Below are 20,902 nucleotides of genomic sequence, written 5' to 3'. Positions count from 1 at the left end.
ACAACGGTATGGATTTGACAGCACCGACGCGCGGCGTCGGTTTTGCACGGAATTCAATCAGGGATCTTGCCCAATGAGCTACAAATCCGACATTGAAATCGCTCGCGAGGCGAACAAGAAGCCAATCCAGGAGATTGGTGCAAAAATCGGCATCTCGAGCGACGACCTGCTGCCGTACGGCCATGACAAGGCCAAGGTAAGCCAGAACTTCATCAACTCGGTCCAGGACCGCGAAGATGGCAAGCTGATCCTTGTGACTGCAATCAACCCGACGCCCGCGGGCGAGGGCAAGACCACCACAACCGTCGGTTTGGGTGATGGCCTGAACCGGATCGGCAAGAATGCGATGATCTGTATCCGCGAGGCCTCGCTTGGTCCGAACTTCGGCATGAAGGGGGGAGCCGCGGGCGGTGGCTATGCGCAGGTCGTTCCGATGGAAGAGATGAACCTGCACTTCACCGGTGACTTCCACGCCATCACCTCCGCCCACTCGCTGCTGTCGGCGATGATCGACAACCACATTTATTGGGGCAACGAGCTGGAAATCGATACCCGCCGCGTCGTTTGGCGCCGGGTCGTTGACATGAACGACCGTGCCCTGCGCCAGATCACGGCCTCTTTGGGGGGCGTGTCGAACGGTTTCCCGCGTGAAGCAGGTTTCGACATCACCGTCGCGTCCGAGGTTATGGCGATCCTGTGCCTGGCCAACGACTTGAAGGATCTTGAAAAGCGCCTGGGCGACATCATCGTGGCCTACCGCCGCGACAAGACCCCGGTTTACTGCCGCGACATCAAGGCCGAGGGCGCGATGACCGTTCTGCTGAAGGACGCGATGCAGCCCAATTTGGTCCAGACGCTGGAAAACAACCCGGCCTTCGTGCATGGCGGCCCGTTCGCCAACATCGCGCATGGCTGCAACTCGGTCATTGCGACCAAGACCGCGCTGAAGGTGGCCGACTATGTCGTGACCGAGGCCGGTTTCGGGGCCGATCTGGGCGCCGAGAAGTTCATGAACATCAAATGCCGCAAGGCCGGCATTGCGCCGTCGGCCGTGGTTCTGGTTGCAACGGTTCGCGCGATGAAGATGAATGGCGGCGTGGCCAAGGCCGATCTGGGCGCGGAAAACGTCGACGCGGTAAAGTCGGGCTGTGCCAACCTGGGCCGCCACATCGAAAACGTGAAATCGTTCGGCGTGCCGGTCGTCGTCGCGATCAACCACTTCGTCACCGATACCGATGCCGAGGTTCAGGCGGTCAAGGACTACTGCGCCGAACATGGGGTTGAGGCGGTTCTGTCGCGGCATTGGGAACTGGGCTCGGAAGGATCTGCAGATCTGGCAAAAAAAGTCGTTGAACTGGCTGATGCCGGTACCGCGAATTTTGCGCCGATCTACCCTGACGAAATGTCCCTGTTCGAAAAGATCGAGACCATCGCCAAGCGCATCTACCGCGCCGACGAGGTTCTGGCCGATGCCAAGATCCGCAACCAGCTGAAGGAATGGGAAGCCGCCGGATACGGCAATCTGCCGGTCTGCATGGCCAAGACACAGTATTCCTTCTCGACCGATCCGTCGCTGCGCGGCGCGCCCACCGGCCACTCGGTTCCGGTGCGCGAGGTGCGCCTGTCGGCGGGTGCTGGCTTTATCGTGGTGGTCTGCGGTGAGATCATGACCATGCCCGGTCTGCCCCGCACACCGGCGGCCGAGACGATCCGACTCAATGACGCAGGCCAGATCGAGGGCTTGTTCTGAGCCGCTGAATAAGACATCTCGTGGTCCGGGGAATCCCCGGGCCATGAGGAGATTGCGATGCCCACTCTGACACTGCCGCAGGACTGTCATTCCATGCAGGAATTGCGGGTTCAGATCGACAAGCTGGACCGCCAACTGATCGAACTGTTGGCGACGCGCGCAACCTACATCGATCGCGCGTCCGAATTGAAACCGGGCGAGGGCCTGCCGGCCCGTATACCCGAGCGTGTCGAGGATGTGGTGCAAAAGGTGCGTTCAAACTCGGTTGAGGTGGGCATGGACCCCGATCTGACCGAAAGGCTTTGGCGCATCTTGATTGATTGGTCGATTGCGCGCGAGGAGAACGTGCTCGGCCCCGACTGAATGACCGGGCGCCCTTCGCGCCCGATCCGCTTTTTGAAAGAAGGGATCAAAGGATGGTAGCTCAAGTCATCGACGGCAAGGCCTTTGCGGCCAAGGTCCGCGCGCAAGTCGCCGACCAAGTTGCAAAACTCAAGGAAGAAAACGGCATCACCCCCGGTCTGGCAGTAGTCCTGGTCGGCGAAGATCCGGCCAGCCAGGTCTATGTCCGCTCCAAGGGCAAGATGACTGTCGAAGTGGGCATGAACTCATACGAGCACAAGCTGGATGTCGACACGTCCGAGGCAGATCTGCTGGCCTTGATCGAGAAGCTGAACAACGATCCCGCGGTGCATGGCATTCTGGTCCAGCTTCCGCTGCCCAAACATCTGAATGAGGACCTGGTAATCAACTCGATCGACCCGGCCAAGGATGTCGACGGGTTCCACATCTCGAACGTTGGTCTGTTGGGCACCGGTCAGAAGTCCATGGTCCCCTGCACGCCGTTGGGCTGCCTAATGATGCTGCGCGATCATCATGGCTCGTTGTCCGGCATGGATGCGGTGGTGATTGGCCGGTCGAACATCGTGGGCAAGCCGATGGCGCAATTGCTGCTGGGCGACAGCTGCACCGTGACCATCGCGCACAGCCGTACCAAGGACTTGCCCGATGTCGTGCGTCGCGCCGATATCGTTGTGGCCGCCGTGGGCCGCCCCGAGATGGTGCCTGGCGACTGGATCAAGGAGGGCGCCACCGTCATCGACGTTGGCATCAATCGGATCGAGCGCGATGGAAAAACCAAGTTGGTCGGCGACGTGGATTATGCCAGCGCGGCCGAGCGCGCAGGCGCCATCACACCGGTTCCCGGTGGCGTTGGTCCGATGACCATCGCCTGCCTGTTGGCCAACACTCTGACGGCCTGTTGCCGGTCGAACGGCCTGCCCGAGCCCGAAGGCCTGACGGCCTGACTACTGGCGGTCTTGGGGCGGAGCGTCCGCCCCGGGGCCAACGTGGGGATGAAACGACCCCTGCCAGCACGCCGCAAACGTGTTTGATTGTCTGACATTTCGTGATAAGCTTGAGTTTCCAGCCGGTTACGAAGTGAATAAGTGGGCGTCTGAGGGACAAGGGCTGGGTCCCGAAAGGCTGCTCATTGATTTTGATATGTTGTCAAAACTGAGCCCATTCATTGCAGAATGCACGCCTCAGAGGGTGGTCGCCGGTATTCTGTTCATCCCGTTGCTCGCCTATACTTTTCCACCGTTCCGAGAAATGGATCTGCCCTTCTCCGTACGCCTGGCGTTCTGGGCAGGAGTGATGATCCTGGCGGTTGTGGCAACGTGGGGATCTCGGCAGTTGGTGAAGGATCGTTTGGACCATGTCGGACTGACGGTCCGGGACGTGGCGTTTGCCTTAGTGATCCTTGTATTGTTCACGCCCGCGTTGTGGATCCTGACGTGGATCCTGTGCGCTGCCAGTGGCCACGATGCCCCCGGTTTGCTGGCAGTCGGCACCTACGGTGCGCTGTTTAGCACAGGTCTGGTACTGGTCAGCAAAGGCGAAGCCCCGCCTGAAAACGACGAGGTCATCGAAGCACCCCAACCCCGTCTGGTGAGTCGTCTGCCGGATGGGTTTCGTGGTGATATCTTGCGGCTAGCGGTCCGGGATCACTACGTTGATGTGGTGACCACCAGCGGAACCTATACGATCCGGTCGCGCTTTACTGACGCGATTGCTGAGATGGAGCCGATTTCGGGCCATTGTACCCACAGATCCCATTGGGTTACGGACGCGGCCATTCTGGAAATCCAGAAAAACAACGGCAAAACCTACCTGCGCCTTCGGAACGATGATCTGGTTCCCGTCAGCCGCAAGTACAAACCCAAACTGGAAGAAGACGGTGTGATCTGAACCAGCTGTCGCCTAACGCGGCATCGCCGTCAGCTGTGGCTGTGGGCCCGTCAGAATGGCGCGGGCGTCCGGCTGCATCAGCCGAGACAACGCGGTATCCGAGCTGCGCAGCCCTCCGGTATATGTTCCATAAGCCGGCATGATCAGCCGGCACCCGTCAAACAAGAAGGCCGGGCGCGAAATCATGCGACCCCGCGCATTGAGCCGGACCTTGGGGTGAAAATGCCCTGAAACTTCGCCCTGCGCGTCGGGTTCCGCTATATGGCGGAAGACCAGCACGTCCTGGCTCCACTCGGCCAGATGGGTGCCGCTCAGCGCGACGGGACCCGGATCATGGTTGCCCTCTATCCAGATCCACAGCCGCCCGGCCTGCAGCGCAGAAATCTCGAGCCGATCTGCGTCGCTCAGCGTTTCCGAGGCTTCGAGATCATCGAAACTGTCCCCCAAGCATACCACCGTCTTGGCGCCGGTCGTGTCCAGATCGGCGGCCAGCCGGGACAGTGTCTCTCGATTGTCATAAGGGGGAAGGGCCGGTCCGCCCCGCCGAACGATCCGAGATGACTTGCCCAAGTGCAGGTCCGAAACACAAAGAAGATCGTGCGCCGGCCACCAAAGCGCGCCCGATCCCATGGCGTGCAGCCGGGCACCCGCAAACGAAAATTCAAGGCTGTTCATGGTCCGTTCTTTGCCTGTCGGGCCGTGATTTGCAAGTCGTTTCTTCAGGCGGGTTCCAGGCCAGCGTCGCGCAACAGACGGGCGCTTTCTTCCGCCAGCAGCCGCTCTTCGGCCGCGCCCTTGACCGGAACCTTTCCCACCTCGAGCAGCAAGGGCGCCGCCAGTGGTGACACCCGGTCCAGCCGGATCAGGTCGATCCGGTCGCCGATGCGCGCGATCATGGCCTCGATCCGTCCGAAATCGACCAGCCCGCGCATGGCTTCTTCGCGGGTGATCTGCATCAGCAGGTGGTCGGGGTCGTATTTCTGCAGCGTGTCGTACAGGATGTCCGACGAAAAGGTCGCCTGCCGCCCGCTTTTGCGTTGGCCACCTGTGTTGCGCTCGATCAGCCCGGCGATGGTGGCCGAAGCGCGGAAGGTCCGTTTCATCACCGCGTTGCCCGCCAGCCAGTTGTCCAACCCGTCGCGCAAGGCCTCGATCTGGAACAGGGGGCTGGGATCGGTGACCGCGTCCAGTCCCCAGATCAGCGTAGCATAGTCGGTCGCGACAAAGCCCAGCGGGGCCAGCCCGGTTTCCTCCATCCGTTTGGTCAGCAGCAGACCCAGCGTCTGTTGTGCGTTGCGTCCGGCAAAGCCGTAGACGCACAGGTTTTCGCGGCCGTCATTGGGAAAGCTCTCGATCAACAGTCGGTCACGCCCGGGCAGCCGCGACATCCGACGCTGCAGGTCCAGCCATTCACCCGTATGTTCGGGCAGCTGCGGCCAGTCGGGCTGTGCGAACATCCTCAGGATGCGGTCGCTCAGCTGGGTCGAGGTGGCGAATTTGGTGCCCGAGAAGGTGGCGACCTTGGGCTTTTTGTCCGCGCGGCGCGTGACCTCCACAACCGTTTCGCGCAACCCTTCATAGCGCACGATCTGACCGCCGATCAGGAAGGTGTCGCCGGGGGTCAGCGATGCGGCAAAGGCCTCTTCGACCTCGCCCAGGGGTTTGCCGCCCCGGTTGCGTTTCAGCCGGACCTTCAGGGTATCGCTGTCCTGGATCGTGCCCAGGTTCATGCGGATGCGTTGCGCCGCGCGCGGGTCACGCAGCTGCCACAACCCGTCGGGGCGCTGTTGCAGGCGCTGCCAGCGGTCATAGGCCCGCAGCGCATAGCCACCGGTTGCGCAGAACTCCAGACAGGCATCGAAGGCCGCGCGGGACAGATCGGCATAGGGACCGGCCGAGGTGACCTCGGCATAAAGGGCATCGGCATCGAACGGTCCGGCGCAGGCCGCGATCAGGATGTGTTGGCACAAAACGTCACGCGGGCCGGGGCCGCGCGGCTCGCCGTCCAGATCGTGCGCGCGCGCGGCCTCCAGCGCGGCGACGCATTCGACCACCTCGAACCTGTTGGCAGGCACCAGCAGAGCCTTGGACGGCGCGTTGTAGCGGTGGTTGGCCCGCCCGATCCGCTGGACCAGGCGCTTGACGTTCTTGGGGGCGCCGATCTGGATCACAAGATCCACGTCACCCCAATCGATCCCCAGATCGAGGCTGCCGGTGCAGACGATGGCGCGCAGGTCGCCGCGGACCATCGCGGCCTCGACCCGTTCGCGCTGTTGCCGGTCGAGGCTGCCATGGTGGATGCCGATGGGCAGGCCTTCGTCATTGGCCAGCCACAGGTTGTGAAAGAAGATCTCGGCCTGGGCGCGGGTGTTGTGGAAGATCAGCGTCGTCTTGTGCCGCCGGACCTGCTCCAGCACCGCCGGGATGGCATAGGCCGCGCCGCCCCCGGCCCAGGGCGGCATTTCGGCCGTTTGCAGCATGGCGATATCGGGGTCGGGGCCGGGGTCGGCCAGAACGATGTCGCAAGGGTCGGGGTGGCGGGCCAGAAAGCGCGCGATTACGTCCGGGTCCTCGACCGTCGCCGACAGGCCCACGCGCCGCAGATCGGGGCACAGGGTCTGCAGGCGCGCAAGGGCCAGCATCAACTGGTCGCCCCGCTTGCTTTCGGCCAGCGCGTGTATCTCGTCCACGATCACGCGTTGGACGCCGTGAAACATGCGTGGTGCATCTTCGTAGGACGTCAGCAGCGCCAGGCTTTCCGGAGTCGTCAGCAGGATATGCGGCGGGTCCACGCGCTGGCGTTTCTTCTTTGTGGGGGTGGTGTCGCCGGTGCGATCCTCGATCCGGATCGGCAAGCCCATCTCGTCGGCCGGGCCGCGCAGGTTGCGCTTGATGTCGGCGGCCAGCGCTTTGAGCGGCGAGACATAGATCGTGTGCAGCCCCGCGTGCCGCCCCTCGGCCAGTTCGATCAGCGAGGGCAGGAACCCGGCCATCGTCTTGCCGCCGCCCGTGGGCGCGATCAACAGCGTCGCCGGGGCCCGCGCCCGGTCGATCATGGCCTGTTGATGCGGGTGGATGGACCAACCTCTGGCGGTAAACCAGGTGTCAATCCGGGCGGGAATCTGCGTCATATGCGCAGACTAGCCCGCCCGGTGACAAAGCGGAATGCGGTTTGGGCCCGTCTTACTTAACGATTTCCTCGTCCTTGACGAACATGTTCGCCCAGGCGCGGTCGATCAATTCCGGGCTCATTTGATAGGGGATGCCCTCGAATTCGCAGATCGAGATCATCTGATCGATCAGGAAGATCGGCTGATAGTTCGCATAGACATTGTTGATGGTCGGGTATTTGACCTTCAACAGATGTACCAGTGCGGCTTCGTCCAACGGAATGCCGCGCTTGCGGGCCACCATGGCGAAGATCTTCAGGAAGTTTTCCTGGTTCGGGCCGTCGATCTTGATCTTGAAGAAGATCCGGCGAAGCGCGGCCTGGTCGAAGATCTCGTTCGGGTGGAAGTTGGTCGAGAAGATGACCAGCGTGTCGAAGGGAACTTCGAACTTTTCACCCGACTGAAGGCCCAGAATGTCCTTGCCCTCTTCCAGCGGAACAATCCACCGGTTGATCAGGGCCTGCGGCGGCTCGGCCTGGCGGCCAAGGTCGTCCACGATGAAGATGCCGCCGGTCGATTTCAGCTGCAGCGGCGCCTGATAGGTGCGCGCCGTGGGGTTGTAGACAAGGTCCAGCATGCTCAGCGACAGTTCACCACCCGTGACCACAGTGGGGCGTTCACACTGGACGTACCGCGTGTCGAACCGCTTGCGGCGGCGCAGGCTGTTCGGGTCGTCAGCCTCTTGCTCGATCGCTGTGTGCACGATCGGGTCGTACACGGTGATCACCTGACCGGCATATTCGATGGCATACGGAACAAAGACGTTGTCACCCAACGCATCCCGAATTCCGTTGGAAATCGAAGACTTACCGTTGCCCGGCGGGCCGTACATCAGGATCGAGCGACCGGCGCTGACCGCAGGGCCCAGGTGGTCAAGCAGGCTGTCCGGCAGAACAAGGTGCCCCATGGCGCCGGTCAACTGATCGCGCGTGACTTGGATGTTCCGGATCGACTGTCGTTTGACCTGCTCGCGGTAGACCTCCAGCGGAACGGGCATGGCGCCAAAGTATTCGGATTGGCTCAGCGCGTCCAGCGCCCGTGCCTTGCCGGCGTCGGTCAGCTGATAGCCCATTTCGTTGCCGCTGTTGGCGTTCAATGTCCCCGTCGCCTCAAGCAGCTTCTGTTCGCGGGCGATGTCGACCAATTCCTGCGTCACCGAACTCGGCAGACAGATCGAGGCGGCGATCTCGCTCACCGTGTCCACATTCTTGCGAAAAACGGTCTTCAGAAGGATGTCCCGCATCATAACAAGCGGAAGCTGCATTTCCCCCAGACCCTTCGGGGCAGGAGGAGCCATAACGGATGAGGTCTGCATGTTCATGAGCGCGGCTCGTCTATCCAGTTGTCAATCCTTGTGTCCCGAAAGGGACCACTTGCGGAAAATCTGGCGCAGCTTTGTGGCAGGACCAAGGCGCGGGCAAGGCGCAGACATGATGGTTTACGAGCCGTTAATTGCGCCCAAAATCAAATAGATGCCAAGACTCGCACCCAAGGCCAGCCCCATGGGGAATTTCTTGCCCTGATCCCAGCTTTCCCAGTTCGGAGCGATCTGGCGCAGGCGGGAGTATTTGGCCAGTCGATGTGTGGCAAACGCGGCCAGCGTCGTGACCATCAGAATCACCATCACCAGCAAGAGATCACCAACCCACACGAACGGAGCCGCAGCCGCGCAAAACTTGGCGTCGCCCGCACCCATGGCGCCTGCGGCATTGAGAAGAATGCCAAAAAACAGCACGACCACCAGATGGAACAGCTGCCAGGCATAGACCGGCAGAGAAAACTGCAAAGGCCCGATGCTGGCCCCAACCCATTCGCCCGACCAAGGTGGCAGCACAATCAGCCCGACCACCACAAATACCAAGGCCAGAGCTGTGACCGCATGGTTCTTGATCTTCATTTCCCGCATGTCGGTGAACGCGACATAGAAACAGATGGGCAGCACAAATGGTAGAAACCACAGGGCTGCCACTGCAGGAATTGCCATGCTTTATGCTTCCTCGAGCGCGCGGAGCGACCGAACCGCTTCGTCGAAATGCTGCGGATGGGTGGCGATGGCTTCCCGGAACAGGTTCTTGGCAGTGTTGATGTCACCGCGCTTCACGGCCGAGATGCCCATCGTGTTCAAGAGTTCCGCACGTTCGGTCTGGGACATCTGGATCACCGGCATGGAATAATTCCCCTGCGCCGAGCGGGCCAGAACCAGATTGTTCTTTGCTGTGAACAATGAACTGTCCTGTCGGATGGCTTCGGTGAACAGGCGCTCGGCCTCGGAATATTGGCCGCGGGTCAACTTGGAATACCCCCAGTTGTTCATCACGCCGGCCGGCCGTGTGGTCAGCCCGATTGCGGTTTCATAGAACTGGTCCGCACGCTTCCAATCCTTGCTGGCATCTGCCACCAAGGCTTCAAGCCGATAGCGTTTGAACGTCTCGTAGGTCGGGGGGATCTGGTCCAGCGCTGCCTTTGCCGCCTTCCAGTCACCACTGCGGACCAACGAGTCCGCATAATCGACGCGATCCGCGTTCGTTGCACCGGACATCGCGGTCACGCGCTTCCAGGCGGCCGATGCTTCGGTGCTGCGCTTGGCGCGAGTCAGCGAAATGGCAAGGCCGCGCTGCAAATCGATCCGATCTGGATTCTTGCCGGCTGCTCCACGGAAATAGGTCACTGCCTCGTTCGGGTCAGCCGCATTGAGCATCACGTCGTTGAGGTTCGTCTCGTCGATGACGTTCACTTCCTGGAACGTGCGTTCGACCTTTTCCTCTTCGGTTTCTTTTGCGCATGCAGACAGGATCAGCCCGCACACGACGACTGTCGGAATCAGGAATTTTTGGCGCATTTTTGCGTCCCTTACTGCTCTTGCCTCTGTTACTGGTTCTTACGCAGCAGGAAAGCTCCGTTCCCTTGCTGCTCCAGCGTATATTCTTGTTCTTGTGGTGTATTATTAACAGGATTTTCCATTTTTGCGAGCGCTAAGCGAAGATTGTCACGGATTGCGTCACTTTCGCCATTGTCCAGCGCATAGGCCCTTTGGAAGACCTGCGCGGCCTCGGCATACTCACCTTTTTCCATCAGCAGAACGCCGAGATTGTTCCACGCAACCGACCAATCCGGGTCTTCTTCGACTGCTTGTCGTAAGAGGGGTTCGGCTTGTCCAAGCCGCCTGAGGCCGAGATTGGCGGTTCCGATCGAGGTCAGGATTTCCGGGGTCATCCCCTCTGTCAGGGCCGCGCGGGTGAACGATTCCATGGCCAGTTCGTATTCTCCGGCGGCCATCAAACGGTTCCCGACAGCAATTTCGTCAATCGGCCCACCTTTGGGGTCGACGCCGGGGGCAAAAGGCCCGTTCGAAAGACTTGGGTCCGTACACGAAGCCACCACGGCAAGAACCGCGGTGGCTATCATCAGGCGGTGGAGCCCGAAGCGGGCGCACCGGTTGCGTGAGGGCATGGGCTTATTGGCCTCTGTTACCGAACTCCATGATGCCTTTTGCCGAGGGACCGACCAGAATGATCAGCAGCGGCGGCACCGTCAGCATCATTGTGGCAAGGGTCATTTTCGTTGGCAACTTGTTCGCGGCTTCTTCGGCGCGCATGACGCGTTTGTCGCGCATCTCGCCGGCATAAACCCGCAGGGCGTCGGCAATCGACGTACCGAATGTGGCCGATTGAATCATCACCGTCACGAAAGAGCTCACATCCTGGACACCGCAACGCGTCCCGAAATCGCGAAGAACCTGATCTTTCTCTTTGCCGGCCTTCATCTCATAGGCGACGATCTCGAATTCCTGCGCAATATCGGGGTAGGAGGCCTTCATCTCGCCGGCCACACGCACGATCGCCTGGTCCAGAGACTGACCGGCTTCCACGCAGACCAGCATCAGGTCAAGCGTGTCGGGAAAGCCCGCGATAATGTTCTCTTTGCGCTCTTCGATCCGGCGCGTGATCCAGTATTTTGGAATGTAGTATCCGATGGCACCCGGCACCAGAACGCGGATCATCATTTGCTGACCGGTGAATTCCTGCCCGTTTGAAAACACGGTCACCAGGAGAACACCCAAAACGATCCCGGTGATCCCCAACGCAAATTGCGCAAAGTGGAAGAACCGAACGGAATCTTTCGAGCGGTAACCGGCCTGGCGCAGCTTGAGCTCCATGGCCGAGTATTCTTCTTCATCTTTCGGCTCAAGGAAGGTCGCGAACTTTTCAAGCTGTTCGTTCCGGCCGGAGTTGCGCAGCTGATCCTTCTTGCCGCGCTTTTCCTTTTTGGGTGCAGCGTTTGCACGCTGCAGCTTTTTCAAGGGATCTTCCGGCTGGTTCAAAAGGATCGGAATGGTCACCAGGACCATGAACAATCCCAGCACTCCGACGACGATCAGCGGGCCGAACTCGCCCAATTGATCCGTCAGCATGTCGTTGATTTGGGTCAGAAATTCCATGGTCGTGCCCTCAGACCTTGATGTTGGTGAGAATGCGCATGACGATCAGGTTCAGCGTCAGCATGATCCCCACGACAAAACAGGCGGGAATGAACCATTTGTGGTCCAGAACCGAGTCATAATACCCGGGGTCCTTGACCAGAATGAAAACCAGGCAAAACAGTGGGAACCCCGACAGGAACTTGCCCGACCACTGCGCCTCGGCCGTGATCGCCTTGACCCTGCGGAACAGACGGAACCGTGCGCGGATCACCTTGGCAAGCCCGTCAAGGATCTCAGCCAGGTTGCCGCCCGACTGCTGCTGGATGCCAACGGCGACCGCGAGAAAGCGCAAATCCTGCATGTCCAGACGTTCGGCCATGTCCTTCAACGCCTCGCCCACGTCACGCCCATAGGCGCATTCGTCGGCAATCACGCCAAATTCGGTCGCAAGCGGATCCTGCACCTCGTTCGCGACGATCTGGATCGTCGACACGAACGGGTTGCCGACGCGAAGTGAGCGCACCATCAGTTCCACGGCATCGGGCAACTGCTCTTCAAGCATGCCCATGCGCTTCTTGGCCTTGTGATTGACCCAGGCATAGACAGCGCCGATACCGATTGCGATCGACAGAGCCGCACGTAGGATTGTGTCGGTTCTGGTGCCGATGCTCAGGCCCATGAACGCGACCACGGACACCAGTGCCATGATCATGACCAGTTGCCGCGGGCTGAAGGCAATCGCCGCCTTCTGGGCCTTGTCGGCCAACAGCGAGTAGAGCGGAATGCTCTGCGACTTCATGTGCTGCTGCATTTCCTTGCGCAGCTGCTCCAGAACCTGTTCGCGCCCGACGCCTTTGTCGATCATGTCCAGACGGCGATTGACGCGGCTGTTCAGGCTGATGGATTTGCCGAAAGCCACCAGATAGATACCTTCGACCAGCGCCAGAACCCCGACGAAGATCGCGACATAGATGAGCGCCTCGGTTGGCAGTTGCATGCCCTGATCTCCTACATTGTCGTCGGTTCGTAGATCGATGCGGGCAGGTCATACCCCCACAGACGGAACCGTTCGGAATAGTGGCTGCGAACGCCGGTGGCCGTGAAATGACCAATGATCTTATTGTCGGGCGTCAGGCCAACACGTTGGAATTTAAAGATTTCCTGCATCGAGATTACGTCGCCTTCCATCCCGGTGATCTCGGTGATCGAGGTCATGCGGCGCGAGCCATCCTGCAGACGGCTGGCCTGGACGATCAGGTTCACAGCGCTTGCAATCTGGCTGCGCACGGCCTTGATAGGCATTTCGATCCCGGCCATCGCGATCATGTTTTCAAGACGCGAGATACCGTCACGGGCCGAGTTGGCGTGGATCGTGGTCATCGAGCCGTCGTGGCCAGTGTTCATGGCCTGCAGCATGTCGATCACCTCAGCGCCGCGCGTTTCGCCCACGATGATGCGGTCAGGGCGCATCCGCAGAGCATTTTTCAGACAGTCGCGCGGGCTGACTTCGCCTTTGCCTTCCACGTTGGGCGGGCGGCTTTCCATCCGGCCCACATGGGTCTGCTGCAGCTGCAGTTCCGCCGTATCCTCGATGGTCAGAATGCGTTCTGCGTCATCGATGAAGCTGGACAGCGCGTTGAGCGTGGTCGTCTTACCCGAACCCGTACCACCAGACACGATGATGTTCAGACGAGTGGAGACGGCGGCCTGAAGATACGCGGCCATTTCTTCGGTAAACGCGCCGAAATTGACCAGGTCGTCGATGCCAAGCTTGTCTTTCTTGAATTTCCGGATGGAAACCAGGGACCCGTCCACCGCGATCGGTGGAACCATAGCGTTGAAACGAGACCCGTCGCGCAGACGGGCGTCAACATAGGGGTTGGATTCATCGACCCGGCGACCAACGGCGGACACGATCTTGTCGATGATCCGCATCAGGTGCTTTTCGTCTTTGAACGACACGTCGCTCAGTTCGAGCTTGCCGAAGCGTTCGACAAAGATCTGATGCGGACCGTTGACCAGAATATCGCTGACCGAGTCGTCTTGAAGCAGTGTTTCAAGCGGACCCAGACCGGTGACTTCGTCGTACAATTCCTTGTTCAACTGGGTCCGGTCTTCGCGATTGAGAACGATGTTCTTGGCTTCCAGAACCTCGCTCGCGATCGCGCTGATTTCGGTGCGCAATTCGGCTTCGGCTGCATTTTCCAGTGCAGCCAGGTTCAGGTTTTCCAGAAGCTCCCGATGCAGCTCGATCTTGATTTCGCTCAGCCGTTCCTTGCGCTTGCGTTCGCGGTCGTTGCCCTTGGCTTCCGCCGCGGTTTTGGCCACCGGTTTGCGGGCAATCGCGGTGGACGGCGACGGTGCCGCTGCCGGAGCAGCTGGGGCTTCGGCGGCCTTGGGGGCTTGTGAAGGGGTCGCAACCGGCTGCGCACCTGATGGTTTCTTGTAACGTGAGAACACGGCGGTTTCTCCCCCTGATAGCCTTTGTTATGCCGCTTCGGCGCTGTTGCTGCCGAGGCTGTGCAAGGATTGCGCCAGCTTTGCGATTTCGCGGCGAAGAGGGTTCTTGCCGGCCGAGCTGGCCAAAGGCAGACCGTGGTCGCCGCTTTGCATGACCGGCTTGCCGCCATCCGGCAGTTGCAGATCGATCGAGATTCCCAGGCTTTCACCCATGCGCTTGACGCGGCTTTTACCGCTCAGATCCGTGAACTTGGGTGCGCGGTTCAAGGCAAAGCGAAGCTTGTTGAACGGCAATTCCTCGGCTTGAAGGGCACGTTTCAGACGCAACGCATTCTGAGCGGACCGCATATCCAGTTCGATCAGAGCAAAATAGACATGCGCAGCCTGCAAAACGGTCTCGGACCAGTGCACCAGCGTTTTCGGCATGTCGACCACGACATAGTCGTAGTGCTTGCGGGCCATGTCGATCACCCGCTGGATGTCTTCGTGCGTGAGAATATCCAGAGGCACCATGTCGGTCGGGGCCGTCAGAACATCCAGCTTCTCGTCGAATGTCTGCAGTGCCTGCCCAAACACTTCGTCATCCATGGCCACGGTGTCCGACAGCATTTCGAACACGGTTTCACGGCGGGGCAGGTCCAGATAGGTCGAGATGGTTCCGTATTGCAAATCCAGGTCGATCAGGCAGACCTTGGGTGCATCCTTTTGCGATACGGTCGCCAATTCCCAGGCCAGATTCACGGCCAGAGTCGTTGCACCGACACCACCGGCCAAGCCCTGAACAACAAACAAAGCGCCTTCTTTCGAAGCTCCTGAGGCCAGCGGGACGGAAACCTGTTGCGGAGTCACGACAGGCTCGGGCGCATTCATGCGGTCGATCGCTTCCTGCAGTTCGTTCTCGGGAAGAGGGTAGGGGACGAATTCATCGGCCCCCTTGCGCAGCAACTGATGAAGAGCGGCGGGTGTCACGTCCTCGGCAATCAGGACAACTTTGATCTTCTTTTCCTTGGCCTGGGTGATGATCTCACCCATCAAGGTCAGATTGTCCTCGTCCTCACCGTCGATCGCGAGGGCCACGAATTGAAGAGACTCGGCTTCGGGCTGGCTGAAAAAGGCCAGAGCCTCGGCAAAGCCAAGGTCACCCCAGCGCTCGCCCAAAGCGGCTTCCATGTCCTCGATCAACAGGTCGAAGTTCTGGACATCTCGGCTGATGGTACAGGCCAGAATGCCGGTGTCGTCGTTTTGCGGCGTTGCGCTCGTCATTAACACAATCCTCGTCGTGAGAGCGCAGCAAACGTCGATACAATACCAGTCCGTGTTTCAGCTTGCTGTCGCCCTAAGCGGTCAATTCTGGCCGCAGGTCACCCAATTGTTCACAATGTTGCGTGGAAGTGGGGCAAGAATTGGGCGCAAAAAAACCAATTGTAGGGAATTGGGCGACGATGCCGCCCAATTTCTGATTATTGTTCGCTGGTGTCGCCGATGGCCGTTTCGCGGCGCAGCTGGCTCTTGAATGTCGCGCTTTCGATGTACTCGCGATAAACGAAGTCAGCATACTTGCCATCCAGGATGTTCGGATGGCGATCGACCAGACCCGACACCTCGGTAACGGTGCGGCGGTTGCGGCGATCCCGATTGGGCGTGGCCACCAGTGGCTGCGTTTTGCCATAGGAAACAACGGCTTCCAGACGCGAGCGGGAAATACCCTGTTGCGCGAAGAAGTTGACGACCGCTTGCGCGCGGCGCAGACCCAGACTGTTGTTGTAGGACTGGGATCCGACGGCGTCGGTGTGGCCGTACACGCGGAAACGTGCTTCGGGGAACTGTTTGATCCAGTTCGCCTGATACAGCAGAATCTGGCGTGCTGCCGAATCCAGCTGCGCACTGTCGAACGCAAAGTTGATCTGGGTCGGAACCTCGGCAGCGAATCGCTGCGCCAGGATCTGGCCATAGGTCAACTCGCCGTTCATGACCTGGATGTTGTTCAGCGTTGCGTTGCCGAATGCGCCCTGGTCCACTTCATAGCCGGCCTCACGGGTACAGCTGGCGACAGCGACTGTAAGACCCAGTGTGATGATCCACTTCTGCATTGGTCTGTCCTCCCTATCAATCCAGGACGTAGCCGTAGGAGTTGCCAAAGTCCTGCTTGGCGACTTCCGATGCGGCTCCATTGCCAACCCGTTCCGTCCGGGCAGTTCTGCCGTTCATGAACAGGTCGAATTCGCTGGGCGGCTTCACGCGGTCGGTCGGCAGCGCCAGGGCTTCGCCCCGGGTCGGGGAAACCAGATGCGCGGTGATGATGATCACCAGTTCGCTCTGCTCGCGCTGGTATTCCGCGCTGCGGAACAATGCACCCAGAACAGGTACGTCACCCAACCACGGGATTTGGTTGCTCAGGTCGGTAAAGTCGTCCTGAATCAGGCCGGCGATCGCAAAGCTCTCACCATCTCGCAGTTCGACCGTTGTGCTGGTCTGGCGCGTGATGAAGCTGGGGACCGTGTCACCGTTGATGGTGAAGTTCGAGCTGGTGTCGATACTGGACACCGCCGCCGCCATCTCAAGGTTGATCAGGTCACCGTCGACGACGCGCGGAACGAAGTCGATTTCGACACCGAAAGCCTTGTATTCAATGGCAACCACACCGTCATCCTGAGGAACCGGAATCGGCACTTCACCACCGGCGAGGAAGGTTGCCTCCTGCCCGGACAGTGCCGACAGGTTCGGCTCGGCCAGGCTACGGGCCAGACCCTTGGCTTCCAGCGCTTCCAGCAGCAGCCGGACCTGGGTGGAGCCTGCGCCAAAGCCGAACAGAATCGCGCCAGTATTCGACTGAACCGCCGGGATGTTGTTGGCCAACGCGTTGCTCAGGGACAACTGGTTGTTCAGCGTGTTGATACCACCGGTCGCGTCACCGCCGGAAAAACCAAGCGAGGCGGACAGGTTCTTGGCGACCGACCGGTTCATCTCGGCAAAGCGGACTTTCAGCATGACCTGCTGTACGCCGCCGACATTCATAAGGTTCGACACACGCTCGGGCGCATAGCGCTCGGCCAGTTCCAGAGCACGTGCCAGTTTGGCTGCGCTGGAAACCGTGCCCGAGAGAACGATGCCGTCATTGGCGGTCCGCACTTCGATTCGCTCATTTGGCAGAATCTGGCGCAGGCGCTCTTTGAATTCGGTCACATCGGGCGCAACGCGAACGCGGACGTTCGTGATCAGGTTTCCGGCGCCGTCAAACAATGTCAGCGTCGTCATGCCTGGTGCCTTGCCCAAGACGTAGATTGTGCGGTCCGAAAGCGATGAGATGTCCGCAATGCCTGCATTCGCGATGCTGAGCTCTGCAAACGGCTGTTCGCTTTCAACCACGATGGCGCGGTTCATGGGCACATCCAGCGTTTCCGCCGTGCCTTTTTTGACCACGCGAAGATTTTGGGCCCAGGCGGAATCGCCGACCGGGCTCAGAACTAGGGCCAACCCCAAAAGGGTCGAACCAATCAAGGAACGTATTGTCATGTGACCTGCCTCTCCGATCACCACTCTATTTTTTTGGGTCTTATGCCCTATGGTGACGAACTCTGCGCGAATTCCGGATTTATTGCAATAATCAAGGGTTTCTGGAATTTTCCTTATGTGGACAATGCGCAACAACCCAAACGAAACGAGCCGCGCATTATGCGCGGCTCGGGCATGGTAACGCTCTGAATGGGCGTCAGTTTGTGCAGGGGATCGGGGTCTCGACGATCTGGTCGCCGCGGCGAGTCCGGATGGTGCAGACCTTCTCTGCCTCTTTCTTCGGTGCGGGGGCTGCTTCTTCGATTCCCAACAGTTTGCGTTGGTCAACTTCGATCGCACTTGCGATGGTTTCATCCTGAACCCCGACCAAGGCCAGAGACAGGCGTCCGGTGTTTTGCGCCTGCGCCAGGGCCGCGATCTGTTCCGGCGTGGCGGCAACGGTGACGGTCCGGGCAATGGTCGTGCCGGTCACATCCGATCCTGCCGTCTGATCGACGGCGATCAACTCGATATTGGTCTGGATCAAGCGGGTGATTTCGCCGTTTGCCCCCTCGACCGCGCTGCGCAGCGATCCGGTCCAGTACACATCAACAACGTCGCCGGGGCGAAGAAAGCCCGAAACGCCCGAGGCAACATCAACACTGATGGCGAACGCGCGCATACCTTTTTCAAGACGCGAGGTCAGGCCGGCCAGCTCACCCGGTCGGGTGATCTTGACCTCCATGATGGCCTCGTCCTTTTCCATGGTGCGCAGAACAAAGCGTTCATTGTTGCCGGTTTCCGGGAACAGAACCGTCATATCGGTGAACGACCCTTCCGGAACCGCATTCTCAGGCCATTCCACGACGCGCACATCTTCCTGGGTCAGGCGCTCGCCGTATTTCAGCGGACGTTCGGATACGATCACGCCGACGGTCGGAACGACGTCGACCTTGGCGTTGGCAAGGGCCTCTTCGGCCATCTGCCGTTCACGCGCCAGGGCGTTCTGATACTCGGCAATATAGTTGCGGGCCATATAGACCGCACCGCCAGCCAGGGCGACCCCGACGATCAGGACAAGACCAAATACAGCTCGCATGCGTATACCTCTTTATTGCTCTGGCCGGACCTGTATCGGTCCGGGCAGGACATTGAAACAGCATATTTCCTAAATCGGAATTGTGTCGAAATGTGGGACAAATGGATATTTTTCGTTGTTTTATTGGCACAGAGCGTTGCGAACGAGCATCTCGTGACGTGGCGTCTGCTGTATCCCAGCATGGGTTGCGCGGTGCGGAGAAGGCAGGGGGCAAACGTGAACAACCGCGCCCGGCTGGCGCGGTTGTCATGTGGCCGGTCGGCCAAGTTCCCGAAAATCAGTTGCCGCCGGATCCGTTCGATCCACCGGTGATGATCCCACCAACGGCCGTGTTGCTGTCGCCGGTGCTGATGCTGATTGCCGAGTCGGAAAGGGCCGCCTCAACATCGTCAGCCAAGCCCTCGGTCCCACCTTGGATCAAAGCGTAGGCAATCGCTGCCAGGCCGGTGACGGCTGCGGTCAGGACCACCCAGTCGACGGTGATCGCACCGCTATCATCTTTTTTGAAGTTCCTGATGAACTTGATCATTTCGCGTCCCTCCTGACAGAGTGATTCCGCCCAGTTCCGGTTTCTGATGGCGACCAGAATTCTCGCGGGCACCTAATTACTAGTTATCAAAGACTTAAACGCGGTCTCCGTGGCGGAAATTGGGCCAAACGTGGGCCATGCTTGGCCCGGCGCCCGAAATCCGATGCGCAGCGTCTGTCTTGCTTAAAAGGAAAAGGCCGCGCCCTTGGGCGCGGCCTTGTATCCCGATTGGGATGAAGTCAGCTTAGTTGCTGCCAGCGGTGGTGATACCACCAGCTGCCGAGTTCGAACCGGTGCTGATCGTTGCGCTGGTCAGGGCGCTGGAAACGTCGGTTGCCAGGCCGGTCGCGCCGCCTTCGATCTGCTGGTAAGCAACGGCTGCCAGGCCAACAACGGCTGCGGTCAGAACGACCCAGTCAACAGTTACGGCGCCGTCTTCGTCTTTGCGGAAGTTCTTGATGAACTTGATCATGTTACGTCCCTCCTAAAGGATCAAAAAGTCAATAAAACCTCGGGGTCTTTCAGAGCTTCATCTCTCAGTCGGCTCATGACCGTCTCGGTATGGCACTATGTTTGCCCCTCGTGCGTGGCAGGAATTGGGCCAAACAACGAATTTTTTGCCTCAGGCTTAACTTTTTGGTCACCAATCTGGTAACCTATTGAAATAAAAAACAAAAAATTTTTGACACTAACCCGCCACGCTGTTTCGGCGGTGCAAAATTGCGCCAAATGAGGCAAAACCGCCCCAATTCGCTTTGTTTTTCTGGCCTTGCGGGAAGATTCGCGTATCAAATCAACTCAAAAGAACAGATGAGGCAGGCAGAAATGATTTTCCGGGACGCACTGACATGCGCCGGCGTTTTGGCGTTGCTGGTTGCCGTGGCGGCTCCGGCACCTGCTGCGGACATCGAGCCACGCGGCGTTTACAAACGGATCAAGGCTCCCAAAGCGGGGGAACGCCCGCGAGTGACGGTACAGATCAGTCCGCAAGAACACGCATCAGCACCTTCAGCGCCCAGCACGGGTCCCGATTTGGTCGTGCCCGATATCATAGCCCGGACCAAAGTCCCTCCGGCGGCCTTTCCGGACATAATGAAGAAAAAGACCCCCGAGGGCGCGTACAAGGCGTTCTGGGACAAGGTATCGCCAGATATGACCCGAGCCGGCCCAGGCCGCCTTGACGAAGCCCTGCAGGCTTTGGCGGCGACCCAGATTTCATCTCCGCGGCTGCAGAATCTTCAGAAGATCGTCGAGCAGCGCGGGGTCGATATTCTCCGTACGACTGTAGGAACAAAAGTGTCGCCAGCGCTGGTCCTTGCGGTCATGTCCGTTGAATCAGGTGGTCGCCCCACTGCCGTCAGCTCGGCCGGAGCACAGGGTTTGATGCAACTGATGCCTGCCACGGCCAAGCGGTTCGGCGTGACCGACAGCATGTTGCCGGAACAGAATATCGCCGGCGGCGTGAAATACCTGGACTGGCTGATGGGTGAGTTCAACGACGACCCGATTCTCGTCCTGGCGGGATACAACGCCGGTGAAGGCGCGGTGCGAAAACACAATGGCGTTCCGCCTTATGCTGAAACGCGCGACTATGTCCCCAAGGTTCTTGCCGCCTTCCAGGTGGCCCGAGCGTTGTGTGCCACTCCGCCTATGCTGATTTCCGACGGGTGCGTCTTTCAGTCCATGAATTAAAAAAGGCCCGCCGATTGGCGGGCCTTTCGGTTTCTGTGTT

The 20,902-nt window shown here is 59.6% G+C and carries 20 protein-coding genes; 5 read left to right on the top strand and 15 right to left on the bottom strand.

The genetic code is table 11. From position 1 onward, the window contains the following. Positions 1–73 precede the first annotated feature (73 nt). From GOW72_RS09530 to GOW72_RS09515, 4 genes are all read left to right on the top strand, one after another. Positions 74–1,750 carry a formate--tetrahydrofolate ligase gene (locus tag GOW72_RS09530; protein ID WP_170366661.1) on the top strand — a complete coding sequence of 559 codons (1,677 nt, stop codon included), beginning with the start codon at positions 74–76 and terminating at the stop codon, positions 1,748–1,750. A 57-nt stretch (positions 1,751–1,807) separates the two neighbouring features. After that, the gene (locus GOW72_RS09525) at positions 1,808–2,113 is read left to right on the top strand and encodes a chorismate mutase (protein ID WP_170337522.1); all 306 of its coding nucleotides are present in this window, start codon (positions 1,808–1,810) and stop codon (positions 2,111–2,113) included. A 53-nt stretch (positions 2,114–2,166) separates the two neighbouring features. Then, on the top strand, positions 2,167–3,057 hold the full coding sequence (gene folD / locus GOW72_RS09520) for a bifunctional methylenetetrahydrofolate dehydrogenase/methenyltetrahydrofolate cyclohydrolase FolD (RefSeq protein ID WP_170337523.1): 891 nt from the start codon (positions 2,167–2,169) through the stop codon (positions 3,055–3,057). A 79-nt stretch (positions 3,058–3,136) separates the two neighbouring features. Next, on the top strand, positions 3,137–4,000 hold the full coding sequence (locus GOW72_RS09515) for a LytTR family DNA-binding domain-containing protein (RefSeq protein WP_342355366.1): 864 nt from the start codon (positions 3,137–3,139) through the stop codon (positions 3,998–4,000). Positions 4,001–4,012: 12 nt separating this feature from the next. Here GOW72_RS09515 and pdeM read toward each other — a convergent pair whose 3' ends face one another. The 15 genes from pdeM to GOW72_RS09440 all read right to left on the bottom strand — a co-directional run bounded on the left by pdeM (position 4,013) and on the right by GOW72_RS09440 (position 19,642). Beyond that, the gene (gene pdeM, locus GOW72_RS09510; RefSeq protein WP_170366660.1) at positions 4,013–4,675 is read right to left on the bottom strand and encodes a ligase-associated DNA damage response endonuclease PdeM; all 663 of its coding nucleotides are present in this window, start codon (positions 4,673–4,675) and stop codon (positions 4,013–4,015) included. A 44-nt stretch (positions 4,676–4,719) separates the two neighbouring features. Further along, positions 4,720–7,131, bottom strand: coding sequence for a ligase-associated DNA damage response DEXH box helicase (locus GOW72_RS09505; protein WP_170366659.1), 2,412 nt, complete (start codon positions 7,129–7,131; stop codon positions 4,720–4,722). Between the two features lie 52 nt (positions 7,132–7,183). After that, a complete protein-coding gene (locus GOW72_RS09500) occupies positions 7,184–8,491 on the bottom strand; it encodes a P-loop NTPase family protein (protein WP_093962764.1) in 1,308 nt (435 codons plus the stop codon). 117 nt (positions 8,492–8,608) lie between these two features. After that, on the bottom strand, positions 8,609–9,154 hold the full coding sequence (locus GOW72_RS09495; RefSeq protein WP_170366658.1) for a prepilin peptidase: 546 nt from the start codon (positions 9,152–9,154) through the stop codon (positions 8,609–8,611). Between the two features lie 3 nt (positions 9,155–9,157). Continuing rightward, on the bottom strand, positions 9,158–10,009 hold the full coding sequence (locus tag GOW72_RS09490; protein WP_170366657.1) for a tetratricopeptide repeat protein: 852 nt from the start codon (positions 10,007–10,009) through the stop codon (positions 9,158–9,160). A 29-nt stretch (positions 10,010–10,038) separates the two neighbouring features. After that, positions 10,039–10,575 (bottom strand): tetratricopeptide repeat protein, encoded by a 537-nt coding sequence (locus tag GOW72_RS09485; protein WP_244952369.1) that lies wholly within the window; start codon positions 10,573–10,575, stop codon positions 10,039–10,041. 49 nt (positions 10,576–10,624) lie between these two features. Next, complete coding sequence (locus GOW72_RS09480; protein ID WP_093962760.1) at positions 10,625–11,608, bottom strand: type II secretion system F family protein; 984 nt, start codon at positions 11,606–11,608, stop codon at positions 10,625–10,627. Positions 11,609–11,618: 10 nt separating this feature from the next. Next, on the bottom strand, positions 11,619–12,587 hold the full coding sequence (locus tag GOW72_RS09475; protein WP_093962759.1) for a type II secretion system F family protein: 969 nt from the start codon (positions 12,585–12,587) through the stop codon (positions 11,619–11,621). 11 nt (positions 12,588–12,598) lie between these two features. Further along, positions 12,599–14,050: a TadA family conjugal transfer-associated ATPase gene (locus tag GOW72_RS09470; protein WP_093962758.1), complete on the bottom strand. Its 1,452-nt coding sequence runs from the start codon at positions 14,048–14,050 to the stop codon at positions 12,599–12,601. Positions 14,051–14,077: 27 nt separating this feature from the next. Further along, complete coding sequence (locus GOW72_RS09465) at positions 14,078–15,313, bottom strand: CpaE/TadZ family protein (protein ID WP_093962757.1); 1,236 nt, start codon at positions 15,311–15,313, stop codon at positions 14,078–14,080. A 197-nt stretch (positions 15,314–15,510) separates the two neighbouring features. Next, entirely contained in the window at positions 15,511–16,140 is a 630-nt protein-coding gene (locus GOW72_RS09460) for an OmpA family protein (RefSeq protein ID WP_093962756.1), read from the bottom strand. A gap of 16 nt (positions 16,141–16,156) precedes the next feature. Further along, entirely contained in the window at positions 16,157–17,563 is a 1,407-nt protein-coding gene (locus tag GOW72_RS09455) for a type II and III secretion system protein family protein (RefSeq protein WP_093963039.1), read from the bottom strand. A gap of 196 nt (positions 17,564–17,759) precedes the next feature. Then, positions 17,760–18,641, bottom strand: a complete 882-nt coding sequence (cpaB, locus tag GOW72_RS09450; RefSeq protein WP_170358187.1) for a Flp pilus assembly protein CpaB — start codon at positions 18,639–18,641, stop codon at positions 17,760–17,762. A 277-nt stretch (positions 18,642–18,918) separates the two neighbouring features. Further along, positions 18,919–19,170, bottom strand: coding sequence for a hypothetical protein (locus GOW72_RS09445; RefSeq protein WP_170337531.1), 252 nt, complete (start codon positions 19,168–19,170; stop codon positions 18,919–18,921). Between the two features lie 244 nt (positions 19,171–19,414). Further along, positions 19,415–19,642, bottom strand: coding sequence for a Flp family type IVb pilin (locus tag GOW72_RS09440; protein WP_093962753.1), 228 nt, complete (start codon positions 19,640–19,642; stop codon positions 19,415–19,417). A gap of 353 nt (positions 19,643–19,995) precedes the next feature. Between GOW72_RS09440 and GOW72_RS09435 the strand changes: the two genes are divergently transcribed. Further along, on the top strand, positions 19,996–20,862 hold the full coding sequence (locus GOW72_RS09435; protein ID WP_170366656.1) for a lytic transglycosylase domain-containing protein: 867 nt from the start codon (positions 19,996–19,998) through the stop codon (positions 20,860–20,862). Positions 20,863–20,902 lie beyond the last annotated feature (40 nt).

It is taken from the genome of Ruegeria arenilitoris (genome assembly GCF_013032855.1).
In the GTDB taxonomy this organism is placed as follows: domain Bacteria; phylum Pseudomonadota; class Alphaproteobacteria; order Rhodobacterales; family Rhodobacteraceae; genus Ruegeria; species Ruegeria arenilitoris.
The sequence above is the reverse complement of the archived record's forward strand: the minus strand, read 5'-3'. Positions and strand labels throughout refer to the sequence as shown.

Bases quoted from the DNA above. Each gene is read 5' to 3' on its own strand.
- cpaB (WP_170358187.1), bottom strand. From the start codon at position 18,641: ATGCGAGCTGTATTTGGTCTTGTCCTGATCGTCGGGGTCGCCCTGGCT.
- GOW72_RS09465 (WP_093962757.1), bottom strand. From the start codon at position 15,313: ATGACGAGCGCAACGCCGCAAAACGACGACACCGGCATTCTGGCCTGT.
- pdeM (WP_170366660.1), bottom strand. From the start codon at position 4,675: ATGAACAGCCTTGAATTTTCGTTTGCGGGTGCCCGGCTGCACGCCATG.
- GOW72_RS09525 (WP_170337522.1), top strand. From the start codon at position 1,808: ATGCCCACTCTGACACTGCCGCAGGACTGTCATTCCATGCAGGAATTG.
- GOW72_RS09455 (WP_093963039.1), bottom strand. From the start codon at position 17,563: ATGACAATACGTTCCTTGATTGGTTCGACCCTTTTGGGGTTGGCCCTA.
- GOW72_RS09495 (WP_170366658.1), bottom strand. From the start codon at position 9,154: ATGGCAATTCCTGCAGTGGCAGCCCTGTGGTTTCTACCATTTGTGCTG.
- GOW72_RS09440 (WP_093962753.1), bottom strand. From the start codon at position 19,642: ATGATCAAGTTCATCAAGAACTTCCGCAAAGACGAAGACGGCGCCGTA.
- GOW72_RS09475 (WP_093962759.1), bottom strand. From the start codon at position 12,587: ATGCAACTGCCAACCGAGGCGCTCATCTATGTCGCGATCTTCGTCGGG.
- GOW72_RS09445 (WP_170337531.1), bottom strand. From the start codon at position 19,170: ATGATCAAGTTCATCAGGAACTTCAAAAAAGATGATAGCGGTGCGATC.
- GOW72_RS09490 (WP_170366657.1), bottom strand. From the start codon at position 10,009: ATGCGCCAAAAATTCCTGATTCCGACAGTCGTCGTGTGCGGGCTGATC.
- GOW72_RS09505 (WP_170366659.1), bottom strand. From the start codon at position 7,131: ATGACGCAGATTCCCGCCCGGATTGACACCTGGTTTACCGCCAGAGGT.
- GOW72_RS09530 (WP_170366661.1), top strand. From the start codon at position 74: ATGAGCTACAAATCCGACATTGAAATCGCTCGCGAGGCGAACAAGAAG.
- GOW72_RS09435 (WP_170366656.1), top strand. From the start codon at position 19,996: ATGATTTTCCGGGACGCACTGACATGCGCCGGCGTTTTGGCGTTGCTG.
- GOW72_RS09500 (WP_093962764.1), bottom strand. From the start codon at position 8,491: ATGAACATGCAGACCTCATCCGTTATGGCTCCTCCTGCCCCGAAGGGT.
- GOW72_RS09485 (WP_244952369.1), bottom strand. From the start codon at position 10,575: ATGATAGCCACCGCGGTTCTTGCCGTGGTGGCTTCGTGTACGGACCCA.
- GOW72_RS09480 (WP_093962760.1), bottom strand. From the start codon at position 11,608: ATGGAATTTCTGACCCAAATCAACGACATGCTGACGGATCAATTGGGC.
- GOW72_RS09460 (WP_093962756.1), bottom strand. From the start codon at position 16,140: ATGCAGAAGTGGATCATCACACTGGGTCTTACAGTCGCTGTCGCCAGC.
- folD (WP_170337523.1), top strand. From the start codon at position 2,167: ATGGTAGCTCAAGTCATCGACGGCAAGGCCTTTGCGGCCAAGGTCCGC.